At 71.9% G+C, this 19,276-nt stretch carries 17 protein-coding genes; 9 read left to right on the plus strand and 8 right to left on the minus strand.

Going from position 1 to position 19,276, the window contains the following annotated elements; all coding sequences use genetic code 11:
* The first annotated feature begins 126 nt into the window (after nucleotides 1-126).
* Nucleotides 127-1,434 (plus strand): FAD-binding oxidoreductase, encoded by a 1,308-nt coding sequence (locus FB455_RS11840; protein WP_357087630.1) that lies wholly within the window; start codon nucleotides 127-129, stop codon nucleotides 1,432-1,434.
* A 61-nt stretch (nucleotides 1,435-1,495) separates the two neighbouring features.
* On the opposite strand, the gene FB455_RS11845 is transcribed toward FB455_RS11840, so the two are convergent.
* The 7 genes from FB455_RS11845 to FB455_RS11875 form a co-directional block, all read right to left on the minus strand.
* On the minus strand, nucleotides 1,496-1,858 hold the full coding sequence (locus FB455_RS11845) for an ArsR/SmtB family transcription factor (protein ID WP_013286946.1): 363 nt from the start codon (nucleotides 1,856-1,858) through the stop codon (nucleotides 1,496-1,498).
* A 60-nt stretch (nucleotides 1,859-1,918) separates the two neighbouring features.
* Nucleotides 1,919-2,326, minus strand: a complete 408-nt coding sequence (locus FB455_RS11850; protein ID WP_013286945.1) for an arsenate reductase ArsC — start codon at nucleotides 2,324-2,326, stop codon at nucleotides 1,919-1,921.
* Nucleotides 2,327-2,384: 58 nt separating this feature from the next.
* Nucleotides 2,385-3,470: an ACR3 family arsenite efflux transporter gene (gene arsB / locus FB455_RS11855; RefSeq protein WP_145753364.1), complete on the minus strand. Its 1,086-nt coding sequence runs from the start codon at nucleotides 3,468-3,470 to the stop codon at nucleotides 2,385-2,387.
* A 70-nt stretch (nucleotides 3,471-3,540) separates the two neighbouring features.
* Nucleotides 3,541-4,227, minus strand: coding sequence for an arsenate reductase/protein-tyrosine-phosphatase family protein (locus tag FB455_RS11860; RefSeq protein WP_013476372.1), 687 nt, complete (start codon nucleotides 4,225-4,227; stop codon nucleotides 3,541-3,543).
* Nucleotides 4,228-4,320: 93 nt separating this feature from the next.
* A complete protein-coding gene (locus FB455_RS11865; RefSeq protein WP_013476373.1) occupies nucleotides 4,321-4,704 on the minus strand; it encodes an ArsR/SmtB family transcription factor in 384 nt (127 codons plus the stop codon).
* 165 nt (nucleotides 4,705-4,869) lie between these two features.
* Nucleotides 4,870-5,661: a DUF2470 domain-containing protein gene (locus tag FB455_RS11870; protein WP_145753366.1), complete on the minus strand. Its 792-nt coding sequence runs from the start codon at nucleotides 5,659-5,661 to the stop codon at nucleotides 4,870-4,872.
* 153 nt (nucleotides 5,662-5,814) lie between these two features.
* A complete protein-coding gene (locus FB455_RS11875) occupies nucleotides 5,815-6,111 on the minus strand; it encodes a DUF1540 domain-containing protein (protein ID WP_013286940.1) in 297 nt (98 codons plus the stop codon).
* A 596-nt stretch (nucleotides 6,112-6,707) separates the two neighbouring features.
* On the opposite strand from FB455_RS11875, the gene FB455_RS11880 reads away from it, so the two are divergent.
* A complete protein-coding gene (locus FB455_RS11880; RefSeq protein ID WP_013286939.1) occupies nucleotides 6,708-7,307 on the plus strand; it encodes a VanZ family protein in 600 nt (199 codons plus the stop codon).
* Nucleotides 7,308-7,381: 74 nt separating this feature from the next.
* On the opposite strand, the gene FB455_RS11885 is transcribed toward FB455_RS11880, so the two are convergent.
* Nucleotides 7,382-10,102, minus strand: a complete 2,721-nt coding sequence (locus FB455_RS11885; protein ID WP_013286938.1) for a sugar-binding protein — start codon at nucleotides 10,100-10,102, stop codon at nucleotides 7,382-7,384.
* Nucleotides 10,103-10,626: 524 nt separating this feature from the next.
* Between FB455_RS11885 and FB455_RS11890 the strand changes: the two genes are divergently transcribed.
* The 7 genes from FB455_RS11890 to FB455_RS11920 all read left to right on the plus strand — a co-directional run bounded on the left by FB455_RS11890 (nucleotide 10,627) and on the right by FB455_RS11920 (nucleotide 19,268).
* Nucleotides 10,627-11,775 (plus strand): ROK family transcriptional regulator, encoded by a 1,149-nt coding sequence (locus FB455_RS11890; RefSeq protein ID WP_145753368.1) that lies wholly within the window; start codon nucleotides 10,627-10,629, stop codon nucleotides 11,773-11,775.
* 260 nt (nucleotides 11,776-12,035) lie between these two features.
* Nucleotides 12,036-13,088, plus strand: a complete 1,053-nt coding sequence (locus tag FB455_RS11895; protein WP_013286936.1) for an extracellular solute-binding protein — start codon at nucleotides 12,036-12,038, stop codon at nucleotides 13,086-13,088.
* A gap of 61 nt (nucleotides 13,089-13,149) precedes the next feature.
* Entirely contained in the window at nucleotides 13,150-14,223 is a 1,074-nt protein-coding gene (locus tag FB455_RS11900) for an ABC transporter ATP-binding protein (protein ID WP_145753370.1), read from the plus strand.
* Nucleotides 14,220-15,968 (plus strand): ABC transporter permease, encoded by a 1,749-nt coding sequence (locus FB455_RS11905; protein WP_013286934.1) that lies wholly within the window; start codon nucleotides 14,220-14,222, stop codon nucleotides 15,966-15,968. The genes FB455_RS11900 and FB455_RS11905 overlap by 4 nt, the downstream gene beginning before the upstream one ends.
* The gene (locus FB455_RS11910; RefSeq protein ID WP_145753372.1) at nucleotides 15,956-16,777 is read left to right on the plus strand and encodes a creatininase family protein; all 822 of its coding nucleotides are present in this window, start codon (nucleotides 15,956-15,958) and stop codon (nucleotides 16,775-16,777) included. The genes FB455_RS11905 and FB455_RS11910 overlap by 13 nt, the downstream gene beginning before the upstream one ends.
* 41 nt (nucleotides 16,778-16,818) lie before the next feature.
* Nucleotides 16,819-18,273 (plus strand): argininosuccinate lyase, encoded by a 1,455-nt coding sequence (locus tag FB455_RS11915; protein WP_091327019.1) that lies wholly within the window; start codon nucleotides 16,819-16,821, stop codon nucleotides 18,271-18,273.
* Nucleotides 18,274-18,368: 95 nt separating this feature from the next.
* Nucleotides 18,369-19,268: an ROK family protein gene (locus tag FB455_RS11920; protein WP_013286931.1), complete on the plus strand. Its 900-nt coding sequence runs from the start codon at nucleotides 18,369-18,371 to the stop codon at nucleotides 19,266-19,268.
* The last annotated feature ends 8 nt before the right edge of the window (nucleotides 19,269-19,276 follow it).

Below are 19,276 nucleotides of genomic sequence, written 5' to 3' on the forward strand. Positions count from 1 at the left end.
TCCGGCATCGCCAACCTCCACAACATCATCCTCGCCGGCTGACCACCGGCCCCATCCCACGCAACGCCTTCACCCAGTTACGAGACGTCCCTTAGTCCGGGTCTTTTCCGACCCTAGTGTGGGCTCATGGACACGATCATGAACGCCCCGCACCCGCTGCGCTCCACCGTCCGGGGCCGGGTCCTGCTGCCGGGGGACGAGGGGTTCGAGGTGGCCGGCCGGGCCTGGAACCTGGCCGTCGCGCAGTCACCGGCGGCGGTGGTCGAGGCTGCCGACGCGGACGACGTCGCCGCGCTCGTCCGGTTCGCCCGCCCGGCCGGACTGAGCATCGCCGTGCAGCCCAACGGGCACGGTGCCACCGGCCGCGCCGACGGCGCGATCCTGCTGCGGACCGGCCGCCTGGACACCGTGGAGATCGACCCGGCTGCCCGCCGGGCCCGGGTCGGCGCGGGTGTGCCGTCCGGCCGGCTCCAGGCCGCCGCCGCGCCGTACGGGCTCACCGGGCTGCCCGGCAGCTCCCCCGTGGTCAGCGTGACCGGGGTGGCGCTCGGCGGCGGGCTGAGCTGGTTCGGCCGCGCGTACGGCTGGGTGTCCGACACGGTCACCGCGTTCGACGTCGTGGACGCCGAGGCGCGGTACCGGCGCGTCACCGCCGAGACCGACCCCGACCTGTTCTGGGCGCTGCGCGGCGGCGGCGGAGACTTCGTGATCGTCACCGCGCTCGAACTCGCGCTGCACCCCGCGCCGGAGCTGTACGGCGGACGCATGATGTGGGCGGCGGCGCACGCGCCGGACGTGCTGCGGGCGTTCCGGCGGATCACCGCCACCGCGCCCGAGGAGCTGACCGTCTGGATGGACCTGCTGCACCTCCCCGGCGCCGACCCGATGGTGGCCCTCGACGTCACCTATCTCGGCGACGGGACCGGGGCGCGGGACCTGCTCGCACCGCTGGACCGGTTGCCCGCGCCGATTTCCGACAGCAGGCGGATCATGCCGGTCACCGAACTCGGCGGCATCACGGCTGAACCCACCGCCCCCAGCCCCGGCATCTCCCGCGCCGAACTGCTGACCCGCCTCGACGACGACGCGGCCGGGGCGCTGCTGGCCGACCCGATCGCCCCGCTGCTCAGCGTCCAGCTCCGGCACCTGGGCGGCGCCCTCGCCCGGTACTCCGACAGCCCGCACGGCCCGCTCACCGAGCCGTACGCGCTCTACCTGTTCGGCGTCGCCACCGACCCGGCGGCGGTCACGGCGCGGCAGCGGGCCCTGGCCGCCGCCCTGCCGGTCAGCGGGCGCAAGCCGGTGACCTTCCTCAACCCGGACGAGACGGTGGCCGACGCGTTCACCCCCGCCGTCCTGACCCGGCTCCGGGCGGTCAAGCGCCGCCACGACCCGGACGGCCTCGTCCGGTCCAACTTCCCGGTGGCCGGCTGACGCCCCGGGGCGCGACCCGGTCAGGCCGGGGGGTGCGCGCGGCAGCCCGGCAGTCCTCTGCTCAGCGGACCTTCTTCGTCGGCCGTTTACGAGGCGGGGTCAACGACTCGGCGATCGCCGAGATCGCGGACGGCACCAGGCGGTAGTACGCCCACACACCCCGCTTCTCCCGCTCGAGCAGGCCGGCCTCGGTGAGGATCCGGAGGTGATGGCTGACGGTCGGCTGGGAGAGACCGAGCGGCGCGGTGAGGTCGCTGACTGACGCCTCGCCCTCCGGAGCGGACTGGATCAGGCTGAGCAGGCGCAGCCGGGCCGGGTCGGCGAACGCCTTCAGGACTCCCGCGAGCCGCTCGGCATCGGCACGCTTGATCGGCTCGCCGGCAAGTGGCGAGATGGCAGGGGTGGCAGTTTTCGCAGTTCCCACGCTTGCATCGTTGCACCAATGGCGGCCACCTGCCCGGGCAACCAGGACCGGATCATCCGGTCAGGCGGTGGGGTGCAGTTCGGCGAGCAGTCGTTCCACCCGGGTGCGGATCTCGTCCCGGATGGGGCGTACCGCGTCGAGGCCCTTGCCCGCGGGGTCTTCGAGCTTCCAGTCCTCGTACCGCTTGCCGGGGAAGACGGGGCAGGCGTCACCGCAGCCCATGGTGACGATGACGTCCGAGGACTCCGCCGTCTCGTACCGGAGGAGCCTGGGGGTCTGGTCGGTGATGTCGATGCCGACCTCGGCCATGGCCTGTACGGCGGCGGGGTTGACGGTCTCGGCGGGTGCGCTGCCGGCGGAGCGGACCTCGACGGTGTCGCCGGCGAGGTGGCGCAGCCAGCCGGCGGCCATCTGGGAACGGCCGGCGTTGTGCACGCAGACGAACAGGACGCTGGGCTTGTCGCTCATCGGGTCTCCATGATTCCGGTGATTGCCGCGCGGCGTGCCGCGGCGCAGTCGAGGCATCTCATGGCCGGGCTCCCGGCGTGGGGAACAGGCGGGCGCGGGCCCACAGCGACACGTAGACCAGGCCGACGAGGACCGGGACCTCGATCAGCGGGCCGACGACGCCGGCCAGGGCCTGACCGGAGGCGATCCCGAAGGTGCCGATCGCGACCGCGATGGCCAGTTCGAAGTTGTTGCCCGCTGCGGTGAACGCCAGGGTGGTGGTGCGTTCGTAGTTCAGGCCGATGGCCCGGCCGAGCAGGTAGGAGCCGGCCCACATGAGGGCGAAGTAGGCCAGCAGCGGCAGAGCGATGCGGGCCACGTCGGCCGGCCGGTCGGTGATGGCCTCGCCCTGCAGGGCGAACAGGACGACGATGGTGAACAGCAGTCCGTACAGTGCGACGGGTCCGACCCTGGGCAGGAACCGCTGCTCGTACCAGTCGCGACCCTTGGCGCGTTCGCCGACGCGGCGGGAGAGGTAGCCGGCGAGCAGTGGGATGCCGAGGAAGACGAGCACGTTGCCGGCGATGTCCCAGCCGGAGACCTCCAGCGCGGCGCCGTCCAGGCCCAGCCAGCCCGGCAGCACCGACAGGTAGAACCAGCCGAGCAGGCCGAAGGCGAGGACCTGGAACACCGAGTTGACGGCGACGAGGACCGCCGCCGCCTCCCGGTCGCCGCAGGCCAGGTCGTTCCAGATGATGACCATCGCGATGCAGCGGGCCAGGCCGACGATGATCAGACCGGTGCGGTACTCCGGCTGGTCGGCCAGGAAGACCCAGGCCAGGGCGAACATGACGGCGGGACCGACGATCCAGTTAAGGACCAGCGACGAGACCAGGAGACGCCGGTCACCGGTGACGGTGTCGAGGCGGTCGTAGCGGACCTTGGCCAGTACCGGATACATCATGATCAGCAGGCCGAGAGCGATGGGCAGGGAGATGCCACCGACCTCGACGGCGTCGAGAGCGTCGTCCAGGCCGGGAACGATCCGGCCGAGCAGCAGACCGGCGACCATGGCCAGGCCGATCCAGAGCGGCAGGAACCGGTCGAGGCGCGACAGGCGTGCCACCACCGGTGGGGCGTGGTCGGCTCTGGTGGCGGTGCTCATGGGCACTCCCGTGGGTTGTCGGTGCCGACGCGTACCCCGATCTCCTGGTGGATGCGGGCGCTGGTGCCGGTCATCGGGTGTCTCCCGACGTGGCGGCGGGGGCGAGGCGGTCGACGCGGTCGGCGAGGTCGGCGTAGGCCGCCTCGAACGCCTCGTCGGTGTCGACGCGGACCGGGTCCGGCACGGACCAGTGCAGGCGGGGGCGGATCGGCCCGGTGAGCTCCTCGTGGGCGTTGTCGCAGACGGCGACGATCAGGTCGTCGTCTCGGACGACGTCGTCGACGTGTGCGGTGCCGGTCGGGTCGAGGTCGAGGGCGTGGCGGTGGGCCACGGCGACCGCGCGGGGATGGACCCGCGGCGCCGGTCTGGTGCCGGCGGACGCGGCGTCGCCGTCGGTGCGTCGCTTCCACAGCGCCGCGGCCAGCTGCGAGCGGGCGGAGTTGTGGGTGCATACGAAGACGACCCGATGCACACCCGCCAGCGGTGGCGGCGCGAGAGCGGAGAGGGCGGCCGGCTGGAGTCGCAGGTAGGTGCGCCGCCGATCGCCCTCCGACCGGCCCCGGACGACGAGGCCCGCGTCGGTGAGGACCTTGACGTGGTGGGCGACCAGGTTCGTCGGCATGTCGAGGGCGTGGGCGATCTCCCCGGGGGAGGCGTCGCCCAGGGTGAGCGCGTCCACGATGGCCAGGCGGGCCGGATCGCCCAGCGCGGCGTGGATCCGGGCGCGCTCGGGCAGAGAAGCAAGCTCAGTTTCCATTGACTCAATTGTTGCTGAGTAACCTCGGAGCCGTCAAGTCGGCATCGGCCGGATCGCTGTGCGGAAGCCCAGGGCGCCGTGCGGTACGGCGGCCTACCGCTGCGCCGCGGCGGTCGGCTCGATCGACAGCAGGCCGGCGAGCCGGCGCAGGATCTGCGGCCGCGCGCGGTAGTAGACCCAGGTGCCCCGCCGCTCGGCGTCCACCAGGCCCGCCTCGCGCAACGTCTTGAGATGGTGGGAGATCGTCGGCCCGGTCAGGTCGAACGCCGGCGTCAGGTCGCACACGCACACCTCGCCGCCTTCGGCGGAGGCGATCATCGACATCAGCTGCAGCCGTACCGGATCGCCGAGGGCCTTGAACGCGGGCGCGAGCACCGCGGCCGTCTCGGCGGGAACCCGGCGCTGCGCCAGCGGGGGGCAGCACGGCGCGTCGGCGCTGAGGTCGACGAGTGGGATCGGCGCCTGCTGCTTCGACATGTCCCTAGGTTGACATCTGTCTAATCAGCGTGCAAGTCGCCGATCAGGCAGATGCCAGGCCAGGGTGTCCGGAGGAAGTGAGGCTCGCCGGACGCGCATCCCTCCACCGGGCGGGCCCCGTCGTCGCCGCCGCTGTCGTCCGGCTTCCAAGATCGGCGCGGCAGGCTAGGCGAGCAGCGTACGCAGCGCCTCGGCCAGGCCGGAACCGGCGGTGACCGGGCGGGCGAAGGACAACCGGGTGTCGGCGTGACCGTCCGGCCGCTCCGCCCGCAGCACGATGCCCTCGGCGTCGAGCGCGACCGGGACGACGCGCGCCGAACCGGCTGTGACTGTGGGGTCGACGAGCGTGCCGAGCCGGTCGAGGACGTCGCGGTGGCAGCGCGTCAGGTGCGCGAGGTGGGCGGCCTCGTCGACGGCGATCGGATCCGGCCGGGCCGCGCGGTACGCGCCGAGGTCCACCGCGACGGGATCGGCGGCCCGGTCGAGGACGACCTCGTCCGGCTCGACGGCCCACAGCGCCACCGGGGGCAGGTCGAGCAGCGACATCACGGTGGCCGGGTCGCAGGCGTCGAGGACGGCCGGGTCGAACCGGCGGGCCGTGCCGAGGATCCGCAGCCGGGACCGCACCCGGGAGCGCACGGCGACCGGGGCTAGGTGGGTCACGTCGAGGCGTACCGCGCCGCTGTGGCCGCGCGCGGCGACCAGCATGCCGCCGGTGCGGCTCATCGCGTCGACCGCCAGGACGATCGTGCCGTCGGGGAGGACGGCGTGGGCGGAGATGAGGTCGGCGGTGGTGTCGCCGAGCGTGAGCCGCAGCGAGGAGGCAGCGGTCAGCACGCACCGGGCGGCGACGGCGTCGCGGGGCGTGGAGGAGGTGCCCGTACCGCCCGCCGACGACCCTGCGACCGGAACGACGCCGGCCGGCGGGGCCGGGCGCCCGGCGGGGTGCAACGCCATGTCTGTCTCCTCGGCCGGGAAGGGGTGAAGTCGGCCCAGGTCAGACGGTAGTAGGTAAGGCTTACCTCTGCAACGGCGGGTCGGGTGCCGCGCATGCCGTACGGGTCACGACGGTGACCGTCGTAACCCGTACGAGCGTGGTGTCCGGTTCTGTCAGGCGGGCTGGTAGGTGAGGCAGTCGCTGACAGTGGCGCCCGGACCGACGGTGATCGACTCGGCGGTGCAGGCCAGGTTGGTGTTGAACACGCACTCGGCCCGCGCGCACGCGCCCACCGCGCCGGTGACCTCCGCGATCCCGCCGCTGAGCGACGACTCGACGAACGTCGCGCAGGAGGCCGCGTCGGCGGACGCCGCCACGGTGATCGCGGGAGCGTGGCAGCCGTTGTCGTTGAAGCTGCACGCGGTGGCGGCGCATTCACGTACCGGCGGAGACTGCAACAGGGTCTTCATGGTGCCTCCAAGTCATGCGGGCCGGCGGAAGCGAACGGCCGGCCTCGTGGTGCTCGAATGCCATCTGGTATTTGCCGTGCGGCCGGTCCTCAAACCCGTCGGCCGTCAGTGAGGATCATGCTCACCTTAACAACGGAATGCGGGGTTGGCGGCCGGAAGGAGCCGTTTCCACGCCGAATACCGAACGACGAAGATAAGGCTAACCTTGGTTAGGCGAGTCTTTCTTCACCCACCGGTACGGCGAATGCCGACGTGCAATTTCCGCCCGTCCGACCAGGGTTCATCTGCGGGAACGCCACTGTCGCCCCGGACGGAGGCTGCGCCTCGGTGGTGGAATGGGCGAGCGCGGAACGCCGGTGAGGACGGAACGGCCGCGCCCTTCGGGTCGCGCCGAAATGCCGGCCGGTAAATCAGCGGATCGGCAGGGATTGGGACCGGCCGGGCGGCGGAATGCGAATCCGGTGGCAGGAAGCGCGGGCTCCGCATACGCGATGTCCGGGCCGGGGTCACCTGTCGGCGCGGGCGTGGCACCCTGAGCGGACCGCACGGGCCCGGTGCGGGCGCGGCGGATCCGGGGCGGGACGGGTGGAGGCGGCGTGATCGAGGGATGGCACGGCTGGTTCGGCACGATCAACGGGGTCGTGCTCCTCACCGTGGCCGCGTTGCCGGCGGCTGCGCTCGCGGTGTGGGTCCTGGCCCGACGGCGCGGCGGGGCGGGGCCGGCGTGGCGGAGGTCGCTGGCCGAGGTGGGCATCGTCTACGGGACCGTGCCGTGGGTCTGGATGATCATGCTGCCGGGGGACGGGGCCGGCGTGGTTCCCGGCCGGGTGAGCCTGGTGCCGCTTCGGGACCTGCTCACCGTCCTCGCGAGCGGGCCGCTGACGGTGACGGTCCAGATCGTCGGCAACCTGCTGGTGTTCGCGGCGCTCGGGTTCCTCGGCCCGCTGCGGTTCGCGGCGCTGGCGTCGGTGCCGCGGATCCTGGCGCTCGCGGCCGGCTGCTCGGTCCTGGTCGAGGTCGCGCAGTACGTCCTGCGGCTGGACCGCGTCTCCTCCGTGGACGACGTCCTGCTCAACACCGCCGGCGCCGGGCTGGCCGCGCTGGCGTCGCGCCGCTGGTGGCGCCGGCCGGCTGAGGTGTCACCCGCCACCACCGGTCCCGGCACCGGCCCGCTGAGCGGGGCACGACCCGGGTGACGCGGACGGCACGATGGGCCGGGCCTGCCGGCCCGGCCCATCGTGTGCGTCAGGTCGACGCGATCAACGTCCGCTCAGCAGATCTTCTTCGCCAGAGCGGTGGTGGCGCCGCCGTGCTCGTACGAGACGAGCAGCGAGGTGCCGGCCGGGAGCGACCCGCTCAGCGGCAGGACGAGCGTGCCGTCCTTGCGCAGAGCGGCGGTGGTCTCCGCCACGACCCGGGTGCCGTCCCAGAGGAAGGCGCGGGCGGTGCCCGCCTTCTTCACCTGGAGCTGGACGGACACCTTGCTCGCGGTGCGGGTGACCTTCTTGATCTTCACGGTGCCGTCCGGCAGCTTGGCGTAACCGCCCGGCGCTACCCCGTCCGAGACGGACTGCAGGAGGGTCTGCGGCGAGTCCACGCTCTGCGCCGCGGTGTCCGGCATGATCGGAGCCTTCGGCGCCGACGGCTTCGCCGCCAGGGCCGGCAGCGTCGCGTTGCCCCAGCGCCACGGGTCGGCCCGTACGCCGCTCCAGGTCGACCAGCCGACCCGGGTCTGCGCGGACAGGTCCTGCGTGTCCGAGTCGTTGACCAGGATGTTCAGGCCCATGCGGTTCGGGTCGACGGCGTCCGGCAGCACGCTGAACGGGATCTTGACCTCAATCCGGTAACCCGTGTAGGGGCTGCTGGTCACCACGGAGGCGATCTCCACGCCAGGCGCGGTCTCCGGGCCGCCCTGGTGGTTGTCCCGCTCCCGGGCGAAGCACGGCGGGTTCCCGTTGGCCGGGTCCTTCGTGGCCGGGAAGAGCGCCATGTTGAACACCGTGGAGGTGTTCGCCGAGTTGCCGCGCGGGTCGATGCCGAACTCGATGTTGTCGTTACGCCGCGGACGCTTGCAGTCCTCCGGCGGCAGGACGGTGCCGAGCACGTCGTCGGTGATGGTGAAGACGGCGTACAGGGCGTCGTCGGTGTGGGTCAGCTGGGCGGTGCCGGAGATGTCCGACGCCGGGGCGGCGGTGCCCTCCCAGCGGGTGGAGATGTCGATGACCTCGCCGGTGTACTCGTTGTCGTGGGCGTGTCCGTCGACGGTCGGCGCGCTGGCGGCCTTCGGGATCGTGGTGACCGGGACCAGGTTGAACGCACCGGGCTCGTTCGCGCTGCCGCCGGTGTAGCTGGTCTCGATCTGCACCCGGTAGGCGCCGTTGTCCGGCGCCCGGTTGGCCGTCGGCAGCGACGTGTCGGTGTTGGTGACTGTGAACGTCACCGAGGTGCTGGCGCCCGGCCGGAGCCCGCTGTACGGCACCTGCTGCTCGGCCACCGAGAAACCGGCGGGGACGTTCAGCTTGACCGCGCCGGACTCGACCCGGGTGCCGTGGTTGGTCAGGTTGACCTTGACGCTGCGGGTGCCGCCGCTGGGGATGTTCAGCAGGGACTCGATGAGCGCGTCGAGCTGCTGGGTCTTGTTCCGCACGGTCCACGCGCGGAAGTCGGCGATCTCCTCCAGCGGCTCCAGGGTGCCGCGCACCGGCGCGGTGCCCTGAACCCGGGCGCTGCTGGTGCCGCTGCCGTCCTTCTTGCTGGTCAGCGTGGCGTCGATCTTGAAGCGGGTGCCCACCTCGACCTGCGCGGGCGGGGTGACCGTGAAGGTCTTCACGACCTCCTTGCGCGGGGTCAGCGTGCCCACGTTGCCGTTGCCGGTGACCGTCCAGCCGGCCGGCACGTTCAGGGTGACCTTGGCCCCCGGGACGGCCTTCTCGGCGTACAGGACGGTGTCCACCTTGATGGGCTGGCCCGCGACGGCCTCCCAGGTGCGCGGACGCACGTGGACCTCGGTGCCCAGCGGCAGGCCGCCCTGGGCGCGCAGGGTGGCGCCCTGGAGCGCACCGGTGCCGGCGCCCACGTTCGGGTCCGGGTACGGCGTGCGGGTGTCGATCAGCGTCAGCCGGTTGCAGCCGATGGCGTCGGGGTCGGTCGTCGGGAAGGAGCTGTTGCCCCAGCCCTGCGACACGTACTCCCGGCGGGCCCAGGTCTGGACCGTGTTCCACCGGTTGCCGTCGTGGCGCGCCGACTCGTAGCCCTGCCAGGTGCCGAAGACGACGTTGCTGGCCTCGGCCGGCGTGAAGGTGGTCTCGCAGGCGGGGCCGTTGGTGCCGGTGGTGCCGCTGCCGCCGGTCTGGAAGATGCGGGAGGCCCGCCAGGGCTGGAGGCCCTCCTTCTTGATCTGCTCCGGGAACGCCTTCGGGTCGGCAGCCGCGTAGAAGGCCTCCACGGCCAGCATGGCCGCCTTCTGGTGGTTGCCGTGGTTGCCCTGCGTGGCCGAGGGGTTCATCGTGAGGATGACCTCGGGCTTGGTGGTCCGCAGGACCCGCACGATCCGGGACAGCGTCTCCTGGTGGCCCCAGACCTCCTCGGTCAGGGGAGCGCTGGCGGTGTACCAGAAGTCCAGCGCGTCCAGGTTGTAGATGTGCTCGACGCCGGCCCAGCCGACGGCCTTGCGCTCCTCGGCCTCCCGCAGGATGCCGAGCTCCGGGCCCTCCTCGAGACCGGTGGCGTTGCCGCCGCCCTCGCCGCGGGTGGTGGTGATGACGCCGGCCTTCATGCCGTGATACTCGTTCCAGTATCCGAGCATGCCGAGCTGGCCGGCCTCGTCGTCCGGGTGGGCGCCGATGAACATGATGTCCAGGTCGACCGGCTTGTCGGACTTCTTGGCCTGGGGCTTCGGTGATGCTTGCTGGGGGTTGGCCTGGGCCGGAGTGGCCAGGCCCAACGACAGCAGACCGCACATGGCGATCGCCGCGCTGGTGCGCCATCTCATGGGCATACCTCTTCGTCTCGAAGCGAGAGTGCTGCGGCTGGGGACGGTCGGCCCGGCACGGGCCGGCTGACACGGTGGCTCGTGCCGGGCCGTGTTGCAGACAGCTGTCCACAGAGGACCGTGAGGTCCTCGGGGGTCGTGGTGCTCGACAACGGGATGGTGGTGCTCGCGCACCGTCACGGCGTGAGCGGTACGCACGGTGGCGACGTCGGTCCACCGGAAGGCCTTCGGGCCGTAACCTAGGGATCTTGCGAAGGCGTCGTCAATAGCTCCGGACGACTTTCTTCCTTATCCGAATAAACGATCGCCCCTGCTCAGGGCGATCACCCGGAGGTCGGCCGTGACGTGCGGGCAGTCTTTGTCCAGGTTTGGCACCCCAATGTGGACCACAGGGCTCGGTTTTGCGCGACATGTCGGGCTGGCCCCGGCGCGACCGGCTTGTCGGCCGCAGAATTTTCCCTGGTCGGCGGACCGAGATCATCTCGTTACTTGACGCCAGAATTTTTTCTCACTAGGAAGAAAGTGTGTCTGACAAAGCCCCGACCAGTCCGGTCAGCCGTGAGCGGTCCCGTGAGATCAAGCGTCTCTCGGTGATCTTGGCCGCCCGGCAGGCCCGGCGGCTGTCCCGCGTGGACCTGGCCGAGATGACCGGCCTCTCGGCGGCGACTGTGACCGCGCTCGTGCGGGAACTCGTCGCCGAGGGTTACCTCATCGAACGCGGTCCCGGCGCGCCCACCACCGGCCGGCCCCGGGAGATGCTCGAGTTCAACCCCCGCGCCGAGCTCGTCGCGGCGGTGTCGCTGGAGCCGCCCCGGATCAGCTGCGAGATCGCCGACAGTGAGGGCGCGGTCATCGCGCACCGCGTCGCGCGGCTCGGCGCCAACGTGGTGGAGACCGTCTGCGAGTTCGTCCTCGACCTGGTCGGCGACAACCTGCCCTCGCTCCGCGGCGTCGCCATCGCGGTGCCCGGCGTGTCCAGCAACGGCGCGGTACGCCTCGCGCCGTCGGTCGGACTGGTCGAGGCGTGGCCGATCGGCGAATCCGTGCAACGGCGGCTCGGCGTACCCGTGGTCGTCGACAACGACGTCAACCTCATGGCCGCCGGCGAGTGCGTGGCCGGCGCCGGCGCGGACGTGACGAACCTGTTGCTGATCCACGTGGCCGACGGCATCGGCGCCGGCCTCGTGCTCGACGGCAAGGTCCGCCGCGGCGCCAGCGGAGCCGCCGGCGAGGTCGGCTTCCTGCCGCTGGGCGGCGCGACCGAGCGCCGCTACAGCGGCGTCGGCGAGTTCGAGGCCCGGTGGTCGGTCAACGCCATCGCGGAGCGGGTCGTCGCGCTCAACCCGGGCCGCCGGCCCGAGTCACCGGTACGGGAGCTGAGCGGGCTCGCCGCGACCTCGGCGCCCGCCCGCGAGTACCTCGACGAGGTCCTCGGCGCCTGGGCCGGGCTCATCCTCTCCTGCGCCTGCGTCGTCGATCCGGGGCTGGTGCTGCTCAGCGGCGCCGCGGCGGAACTCGACGACGCGGCCCTCGACCAGCTACAGACCCTCGTCTCCGCCCGGACGCCGGCTCCCACCGAGGTACGCCGGGCCACCCTCGGCGACCAGGCCGTGCTGCACGGAGCCATCAGCTACGCGCTCTCGGCCGCGGTGCCCCGACCCTCGCTTCCCTGACCACCACCTGACCCCGGCCCCCGACGACCCCGACGCCCCCGACCCCGACACCCACCCCACCGTCACCGTCACCGTCGCGGCGACCGCGTCCGTATCCCGGACGACCGGTCGCGGCGCGATGCGGCGCGCCCCGGTCCGGGCGCGATCCGCGGACCTTCGACCCCGTCCCGGGGAACCGGCGAACCCGCCGGCGCCCCGGGTCGGGATCGCACACCGTCTTTCCCCGCTCCCGATAGTTCCCCCGCAAAATGGAGGTACCAATGAAACGTCGTTTGGCCCTGGCCGTCGCGTTCAGCGCGCTGCTGGCCGTCAGCGCGTGCGGCAGCAGCGACGACGACAAGGACACCGGCTCCTCCGGCTCCGCGTCGGCCGAGAAGGTCGTCATCTACAGTGCCCGCGACAAGTCGGTCACCGACTACGTCGTCGAGCAGTTCACGACCAAGAACCCCGAGTACAAGGGCAAGGTCGAGGTGCTCAACATGGGCGCCCAGGAGGTGCTGGAGCGGGTCCGCGCCGAGAAGGCCAACCCGCAGGCGTCGGTCTGGTGGGGCGGCACCCAGCAGGGCCTCGCCGCCGGCGCGTCCGAGGGCCTGCTGGAGTCCTGGCAGCCGTCGTTCGCCTCGAAGATCGACGCGCGGTACAAGGACGCCGAGGGCCGCTGGTTCGGCGAGATCCTGCTGCCCGAGGTCATCATGTACAACAACAAGGCGCTGACCCCGGAGACCGCGCCGAAGGACTGGGACGACCTGGTCGACCCGAAGTGGAAAGACAAGATCATCATCCGGGACGTGGCCGCCTCCGGCACCATGCGCTCGATCTACGCCTCGATGATCCAGCGCTTCACGGCCGACGGGTCCAACCCGCAGCCCGGCTACGACTGGCTGCGCAAGCTCGACGCCAACACCGTCGAGTACGCGGCCAACCCCAGCGACCTCTACCTGAAGATGTCGCGTGAGCAGGGCGTGGTGAGCGCCTGGAACCTCCAGGACATCCTGCTCCAGGCCAACGAGAAGATGCCGTTCGGCTACGTCATGCCGGCCTCCGGCGCGCCGGTGCTCGTCGACGGCGTGGCCGCGGTCAAGGGCGGCAACAGCGAGGGCGCGAAGAAGTTCCTCGAGTTCCTGTTCGACGACTCGCTGCGGGCCAGCCTGGCCAAGGACTACTTCCAGATCCCCGCTGTCGACATCGCCGAGAAGCCCGAGTGGCTGACCAAGCTCGACCTCAAGCCGATGAACGTCGACTGGAACGTGATCGGCAAGAACGAGACCGCCTGGATCACCCACTGGAACGCCCAGATCAAGGGCAAGGGCTAAGACGCTCGGAACCGGGCCGTGCTCCGGCACGGCCCGGCTTCGTCCTGGAAGGACCCACGAAATGATCGATGTCCGACTGACGGCGGTCAGTAAGCGCTTCGCCAAGTCGAGCGACTCCGCGGCGGTCGATGACGTCACCGTCACCATCGGAGCCGGCGAGTTCTTCACGCTGCTCGGGCCGAGCGGCTGCGGCAAGACGACGACGCTGCGCATGGTGGCCGGCTTCTACTTCCCGACGTCCGGTCACATCCACTTCGGCGACGACGACGTCACCCACTGGACGCCGAACAAGCGGGACACCGGCATGGTGTTCCAGAACTACGCGCTGTTCCCGCACATGACGGTGGCGCAGAACGTCGCGTACGGGCTCAAGGTCCGCCGGGTCTCCCGCGCCGAGCAGGCCCGCCGGGTCACCGAGGCGCTCGAACAGGTGCACCTCGCCGGCTACGGCGACCGGCGCATCGACGCGCTCTCCGGCGGCCAGCAGCAGCGCGTCGCGCTGGCGCGGGCACTGGTGATCCGTCCCCGCACCATGCTGCTCGACGAACCGCTGTCGAACCTCGACGCGAAGCTGCGCGAGGAGACGCGTGCCGAGATCCGGCGCATCCAGCGGGAGAGCGGCACCACCTCGATCTACGTCACGCACGACCAGGCCGAGGCGATGGCGATGTCGGACCGGATCGCCGTCATGGAGTCCGGCCGGGTCCAGCAGGTCGGCACCCCGCACGAGGTCTACTACCAGCCCGCGAACGCGTTCGTGGCCCGGTTCATCGGACGCAGCAACGTGCTGAGCCTGCCGGTGACCGGCGCGGCGGAGCAGCGCGTCCAGGTACGCCTGCCCGGTGGCGCCACGATCGAGGTAGGCGCTCCCGCCGGACACGGGCTCACCGAGGGCGACACCGCACTGGTCTCGGCGCGCCCCGAGCACATCGCGCTCGGCGGCGACGACGACACCGCGGCCATGCGCGGCCGGGTCAGCCACGTCGAGTTCACCGGCATGGCCACCCACGTCACAGTCGACGTCGACGGTGACGAGGTGATGGCCGCCCTGGTCGACGCGCCCGCCGGCATCAAGCTCGGCGACGTCGTGGGCCTGCGGCTCGCACCCGAGCGGCTCTGGGTGGTCAAGCCGTGACCGCTGCGACCCCGACCGCCCCCGGCTGGGCGGCGGCCCTCGGCCGGCGCCTGGCCGGCGGGGCGAACTCCCGATGGTTCCCCTACCTGCTGGTGCTGCCGCTGGTCCTGGTGCTCTGGGGCTTCGTCGTCCAGCCGATGTTCGCCACCTTCCGGGAGAGCGTCAGCGCCAACGGCACCGACAACTACCTCCAGTTCCTCTCCTCCTCCGGGGTGGCCCGCGAGTCGCTGTTCACCTCGCTGTTCATCTCGGCCGCGAGCGTGCTGCTCTGCGGCGTCGTCGGCGTGGCGATGGCGTTCCTGCTCAAGCGGTTCCACTTCCGCGGCCGGCGGCTCATCGAGGCGTTCATCCTGGTGCCGGCGGCCCTGCCGCCGCTGATCGGCGCCGTGTCCTTCCAGCTGCTCTACAGCAACATCGGCATCGTGCCGCGCGGCCTTCAGGCGCTGCTCGGCACCGAGAAGCCGGTCCTGGCCTTCGACGGGATCGCCGGTGTGCTGGTGGTGCACACGTTCACCATGTACCCGTTCTTCTTCCTGGCCGCCTCCGCGGCGCTGGCCGGGATGGACCCGTCGGTCGAGGAGGCGGCGTACAACCTCGGCGCGGGCCGGGTACGCGTGTGGCGCACCGTCCTGCTGCCGATGCTCACCCCGGCGCTGATCTCGGCGTCGCTGCTGGTCTTCATGACGTCGCTGGCGTCCTACACCGCGCCACTGCTGTTCAACGTCAGTCAGACCATGACGATGCAGATCTACATCAACCGCACCAACGGCGACCTGCCGATGGCCTCGGCGTACGCCTCAGTGCTCGGCATCGTCTCGATCATCTTCCTGCTGGGCATGCGCTGGTACGAGGGGCGGCGCAACTACCAGTCGCAGTCCAAGGGCGTCTCGGCGGTCCGGCGGGAGATCACCAACCCGATCGGCCGCTGGCTCGCGCCGCTCGCCTCGGTGCTGGCCACGCTGGTCCTGCTCGCCCCGGTCGGCGCGATCGCGCTCGTCGCGTTCTCCGAGGACCGGTCCTGGACCACCGAGGTGCTGCCGCCGACGTACACGTTCGAGAACTTCGTCACCATCTTCACCGACCCCAAGGCGTTCCAGCCGATCCTCAACTCGGTGCAGATGAGCCTCATCGCGGTCGTGGGCTGCGTGGTGATCGGCGTGCTGATCGCGTACGCGGTGCGGCGGCTGAAGTTCGTCGGACGCGGCCTGCTCGACGTGGCCGTGATGATCGCCTGGGCACTGCCCGGCACGGTCGTGGCGATCAACCTGATCTCGGCGTTCAGCACCGGCAACGCGTTCAGCTTCGGGCAGGTGCTGGTCGGCACGTTCTGGATCCTGCCGCTGGCCTACTTCGTGCGGTTCCTGCCGATCGTGTTCCGGTCCAGCTCCGCGACGCTGGCCCTGATCGACCCGTCGCTGGAGGACGCCGCGCGTAACCTGGGCGCCTCCTGGCTGCGCGCGTTCTACACGATCACCGTGCGGCTGATGCTGCCCGGTGTGCTGGCCGGCGCGCTGCTGGCGTTCGTGCACGGCGTCGGCGAGTTCGTCGCCTCGGTGCTCATCTACACCTCGTCGACGGTCCCGATCTCGGTCGCCATCAACAACCGCATGTACAGCTTCGAGCTGGGCACCGCGGCCGCCTACGGCATGCTCCAGGTGCTGCTCATCTTCGTGGTGATGTGGTTCTCCGGACGGCTGGAGAGCAGCCGCACCGCGACCCGGAGGGCCGAGCAGTGGACGAACTGATCGAGCGGTGGCGGACCGGGGGAGGGCTGCTTCCGGTCACCCGGGTGCCCGGGCACGCGTTCGCCGCCGTGACCGAGGCGGCCGACCTGGCGGTGCTGCCGGTCGGCGCGGTCGAGTGGCACGGTCCGCACCTGCCGATCGGTACCGACCTGATTCTGGCCGAGGGCTTCGCCGGGGAACTGGCCACCGGGTCCGCCCGGGCGGTGCTGTTCCCGGCCACGCCGTACGCCGCCTGCCCGGGCCAGACCCGGCCGTGGCCGGGCACTGTGGCGCTGCGGCCGGAGATCGCCGTCGGCTACCTCGCCGACGTGCTCGCCGGCATCGTCGAGGCGGGCTTCACCCGGGTGCTGGTGGTCAACGGGCACGACGCCAACATGTCCACCGTCCGGGCCGCGATGGAGTGGGTGTCCGGCCGGCAGCGGGCCAGCATGATGCTGGTGAACTGGTTCCAGCTGGTCGGCCCGGACGAGACCACCGAGATGTTCGGCGACCTGCCCGCCCGGGGGCACGGCGGCGCGTACGAGAGTTCCGCGGTGCTCGGCTTCGACCCGGCCGCGGTACGCCTGGACGCGGCGCCGGACCTGCCGCCCAAGCCGAAGCTGCCCACCCCGTACCCGTACGTGCTGGTGGAGTCGCGCCCCGACCCCTGGCAGGGCTGGTCGGGCCACGTCTCGCTGGCAGGCGAGGAGGCCGGCGGCCGGATCCGCGCCACCGCCGGCACCCGCCTGCGCGAGCTGGTCGGGGCGTGGCTCGCCGCGCCGCTGCCGGGACCGCCCGGCGCCGACCGGCCGGACCAGCCGGCCGGATGACAGTTACGCCCCAGGACCACGCACCACCTCGGGAGGCCTCCATGAGCCCGTCACTGACCGTCTACCAACAGCACCACCTCCGCGTCGTGTTCGACCACCACGTCGCCCACCTCTACCCGGCGATGGTCACGGCCAGCAAGGCCCACGTCGTCATGCTCGCCGAGCAGGGGCTGATCTCCGACGACGCCGCCGCGACGATGCTGCGCGGCCTGGTCGCCCTCGCCGCGGACCGGCCGGAGGAACTGGAGTACGACGGCAGCGTCGAGGACGTCTACTACACGCTGGAGAAGCGCCTCGCCGCCGCGGCCGGCATCGAGGTGTCGCAGCTGAGCGTGCAGCTCGCGCGCAGCCGCAACGACCTCGACGCCGGCGTCTTCCGGATGGTGCTGCGCGACCAGCTGCTCCAGGTGCTCGACGCGCTGCTGGCGACCGGCCGTACCGTCCTGGACCGCGCGGACCGGCACGCCGACGTGGTGATCACCGGCTACACGCACCGCCGCCCGGCCCAGCCGACCAGCATCGGGCACGTCTTCGCCGGCTACGCCGAGGCGCTCGCCGGCGAGGCCGCCGCGTACGCCGGCCTGCTGGACGAGATGAACCGCTCGCCGCTGGGCTCCTGCGCCTTCGCCGGCACCGACCTGGACATCTCGCCCCGCCGGCTGGCCGACCTGCTCGGCTTCGACCAGCTCATCGTCAACTCGTACGAGGCGGTGGCCGGCGCCGACCACCTGGTCCGGGTCGCCACGCTCAACGCGCAGGCGCTCGCCACCGGCGCCCGGCTCGCCCGCACCCTGATGGACTGGCTGAGCTGGGGCTGGGTGGTCACGCCCGGCGAGTTCACCCAGGGCAGCAGCATCATGCCGCAGAAGCGCAACCCGGTGGTGCTGGAACACCTCGTCTCGATGGCCGGCGCCGCCGCTGCCGACGCGGCGAGCGTGCTCAACAACGTCGGCGCCGCCTGGTGGGAGGACTCGAACAACGCCACCACCGACGTGCAGTCCCGGCTCTGGGACGGCGACGACCGGGCGTACCGGTTCTTCTCGCTGCTCGGTGGCCTGATCGAGAAGCTGGACCCGCAGCGCCCGCCGTCCGGCGAGGAGATCGTCGCCTCCGGCGCCACCACCACCGCGGCAGCCGACGCGCTGGCCCGCCACGGCGTGCCGTTCCGCGGCGCCCATTCGCTGCTCGGCCGGCTGGTCCGCGGCGGCGCCCCGGCGACCTGGACCGAGGATCTGGTCCGGTCCACCGCCGCCGACCTCGGTCTGGCGCTCGGCGACGCCGCGGTACGGGACCTGCTGGCCGCCGCGGTCCGCCCGGAACTCGTGCTGCGCCGCGCCCAGGCCGACGGTCCCGGCGAGGCGGCCGTCCGGGACCAGGTCGGACGACTGTCTACAATGCTCGACGCGGTGCAGGAGCGGGCGCAGGCGTTGCGCGAGCGGCTGACCCGTGCCGACGCGGCTCTCGCCGAGGCGGTCGCGGCGAGGGTAGGCCTGTGACGGGGCGGCAGCCGCAGCTGGCCGTGGTCGCGGACGTCGTGTCGCGGCGACCACGTGATCTGGACCGACGGCCCGAAGGGCGATCTGACATCACCATGGAACGACCGGCAAATCCGCGCCTGCTCGGCATCGACTTCGGCGGCACCAAGATGGCGATCGGCGTGGGCGACACCGACGGCCGGCTGCTCGTCTCCGAGCGCCTGCCCACGATCGCCGAGCGGGGCGCGCAGCAGGCCCTCACCCGGGCGCTGGACCGGGCGTGCGAACTCGCCGAGCAGACCGGCGGCACGATCGTCGCGGCCGGCATCGCCTCGCCCGGCGTCGTCCACGACGACGGCATCGAACTGGCGCCGAACGTGCCCGGCTGGGAGCAGTTGCGGCTGGGCGAGGCGGTCCGCGCCCACCTCAACCTGGCGCACGTGCGGGTGACGAACGACCTGAAGGCGGCCGCCTACGCCGAGCTGCGGCTCGGGGCCCTGCGCGACGCCGATCCGGGGCTCGTCGTCGGGCTCGGGACCGGGGTGGCCGCCGCGGTGACGGTCAACGGCGAGGTGCTGCCGGGCCGCCACGGCGCGGCCGGCGAGATCGCCTACGGACTGACCGACCTCAGCTGGCCGCCCCGCCTGGAACCGATGCTGGAGGCGACGTTCTCCGGCCGGGCCCTGGACGAGCTGGCGCAGCGCCTCGGCGTGGACGGCCGGGCCGCCGGCCTGTGCGCGGCGGCGGAGCAGCCCGGCCCGGTACGGGAGCAGCTCCGCCTGCGCGTCGACGAACTGGCCCGCCAGCTGGTCACGTGCTGCCTGCTGCTCGACCCGCAGCGGATCGTGCTGGTCGGCAGCGTCGCCGGCAACGACCTGGTGCGGGAGCTGCTGACCGAGCGGCTCACCCACACGCTGCCGTACCCGCCGGAGATCGTGCTGTCGGACTTCGCGCAGGACGCCGCGCTGCTCGGCGCGCTCGTCATGGCCACCGAGGCACAGCCCGCCGTGGTCTGACCGGAGCG

This window comes from Micromonospora sp. CNZ296, assembly GCF_007827635.1.

What these genes read in the sequence shown, in the direction of transcription:
- FB455_RS11840 (WP_357087630.1), top strand. Translation starts at nt 127, where the DNA reads ATGGACACGATCATGAACGCCCCGCACCCGCTGCGCTCCACCGTCCGG.
- FB455_RS11895 (WP_013286936.1), top strand. Translation starts at nt 12,036, where the DNA reads ATGAAACGTCGTTTGGCCCTGGCCGTCGCGTTCAGCGCGCTGCTGGCC.
- arsB (WP_145753364.1), bottom strand. Translation starts at nt 3,470, where the DNA reads ATGAGCACCGCCACCAGAGCCGACCACGCCCCACCGGTGGTGGCACGC.
- FB455_RS11920 (WP_013286931.1), top strand. Translation starts at nt 18,369, where the DNA reads ATGGAACGACCGGCAAATCCGCGCCTGCTCGGCATCGACTTCGGCGGC.
- FB455_RS11915 (WP_091327019.1), top strand. Translation starts at nt 16,819, where the DNA reads ATGAGCCCGTCACTGACCGTCTACCAACAGCACCACCTCCGCGTCGTG.
- FB455_RS11875 (WP_013286940.1), bottom strand. Translation starts at nt 6,111, where the DNA reads ATGAAGACCCTGTTGCAGTCTCCGCCGGTACGTGAATGCGCCGCCACC.
- FB455_RS11865 (WP_013476373.1), bottom strand. Translation starts at nt 4,704, where the DNA reads ATGTCGAAGCAGCAGGCGCCGATCCCACTCGTCGACCTCAGCGCCGAC.
- FB455_RS11885 (WP_013286938.1), bottom strand. Translation starts at nt 10,102, where the DNA reads ATGAGATGGCGCACCAGCGCGGCGATCGCCATGTGCGGTCTGCTGTCG.
- FB455_RS11860 (WP_013476372.1), bottom strand. Translation starts at nt 4,227, where the DNA reads ATGGAAACTGAGCTTGCTTCTCTGCCCGAGCGCGCCCGGATCCACGCC.
- FB455_RS11850 (WP_013286945.1), bottom strand. Translation starts at nt 2,326, where the DNA reads ATGAGCGACAAGCCCAGCGTCCTGTTCGTCTGCGTGCACAACGCCGGC.
- FB455_RS11870 (WP_145753366.1), bottom strand. Translation starts at nt 5,661, where the DNA reads ATGGCGTTGCACCCCGCCGGGCGCCCGGCCCCGCCGGCCGGCGTCGTT.
- FB455_RS11900 (WP_145753370.1), top strand. Translation starts at nt 13,150, where the DNA reads ATGATCGATGTCCGACTGACGGCGGTCAGTAAGCGCTTCGCCAAGTCG.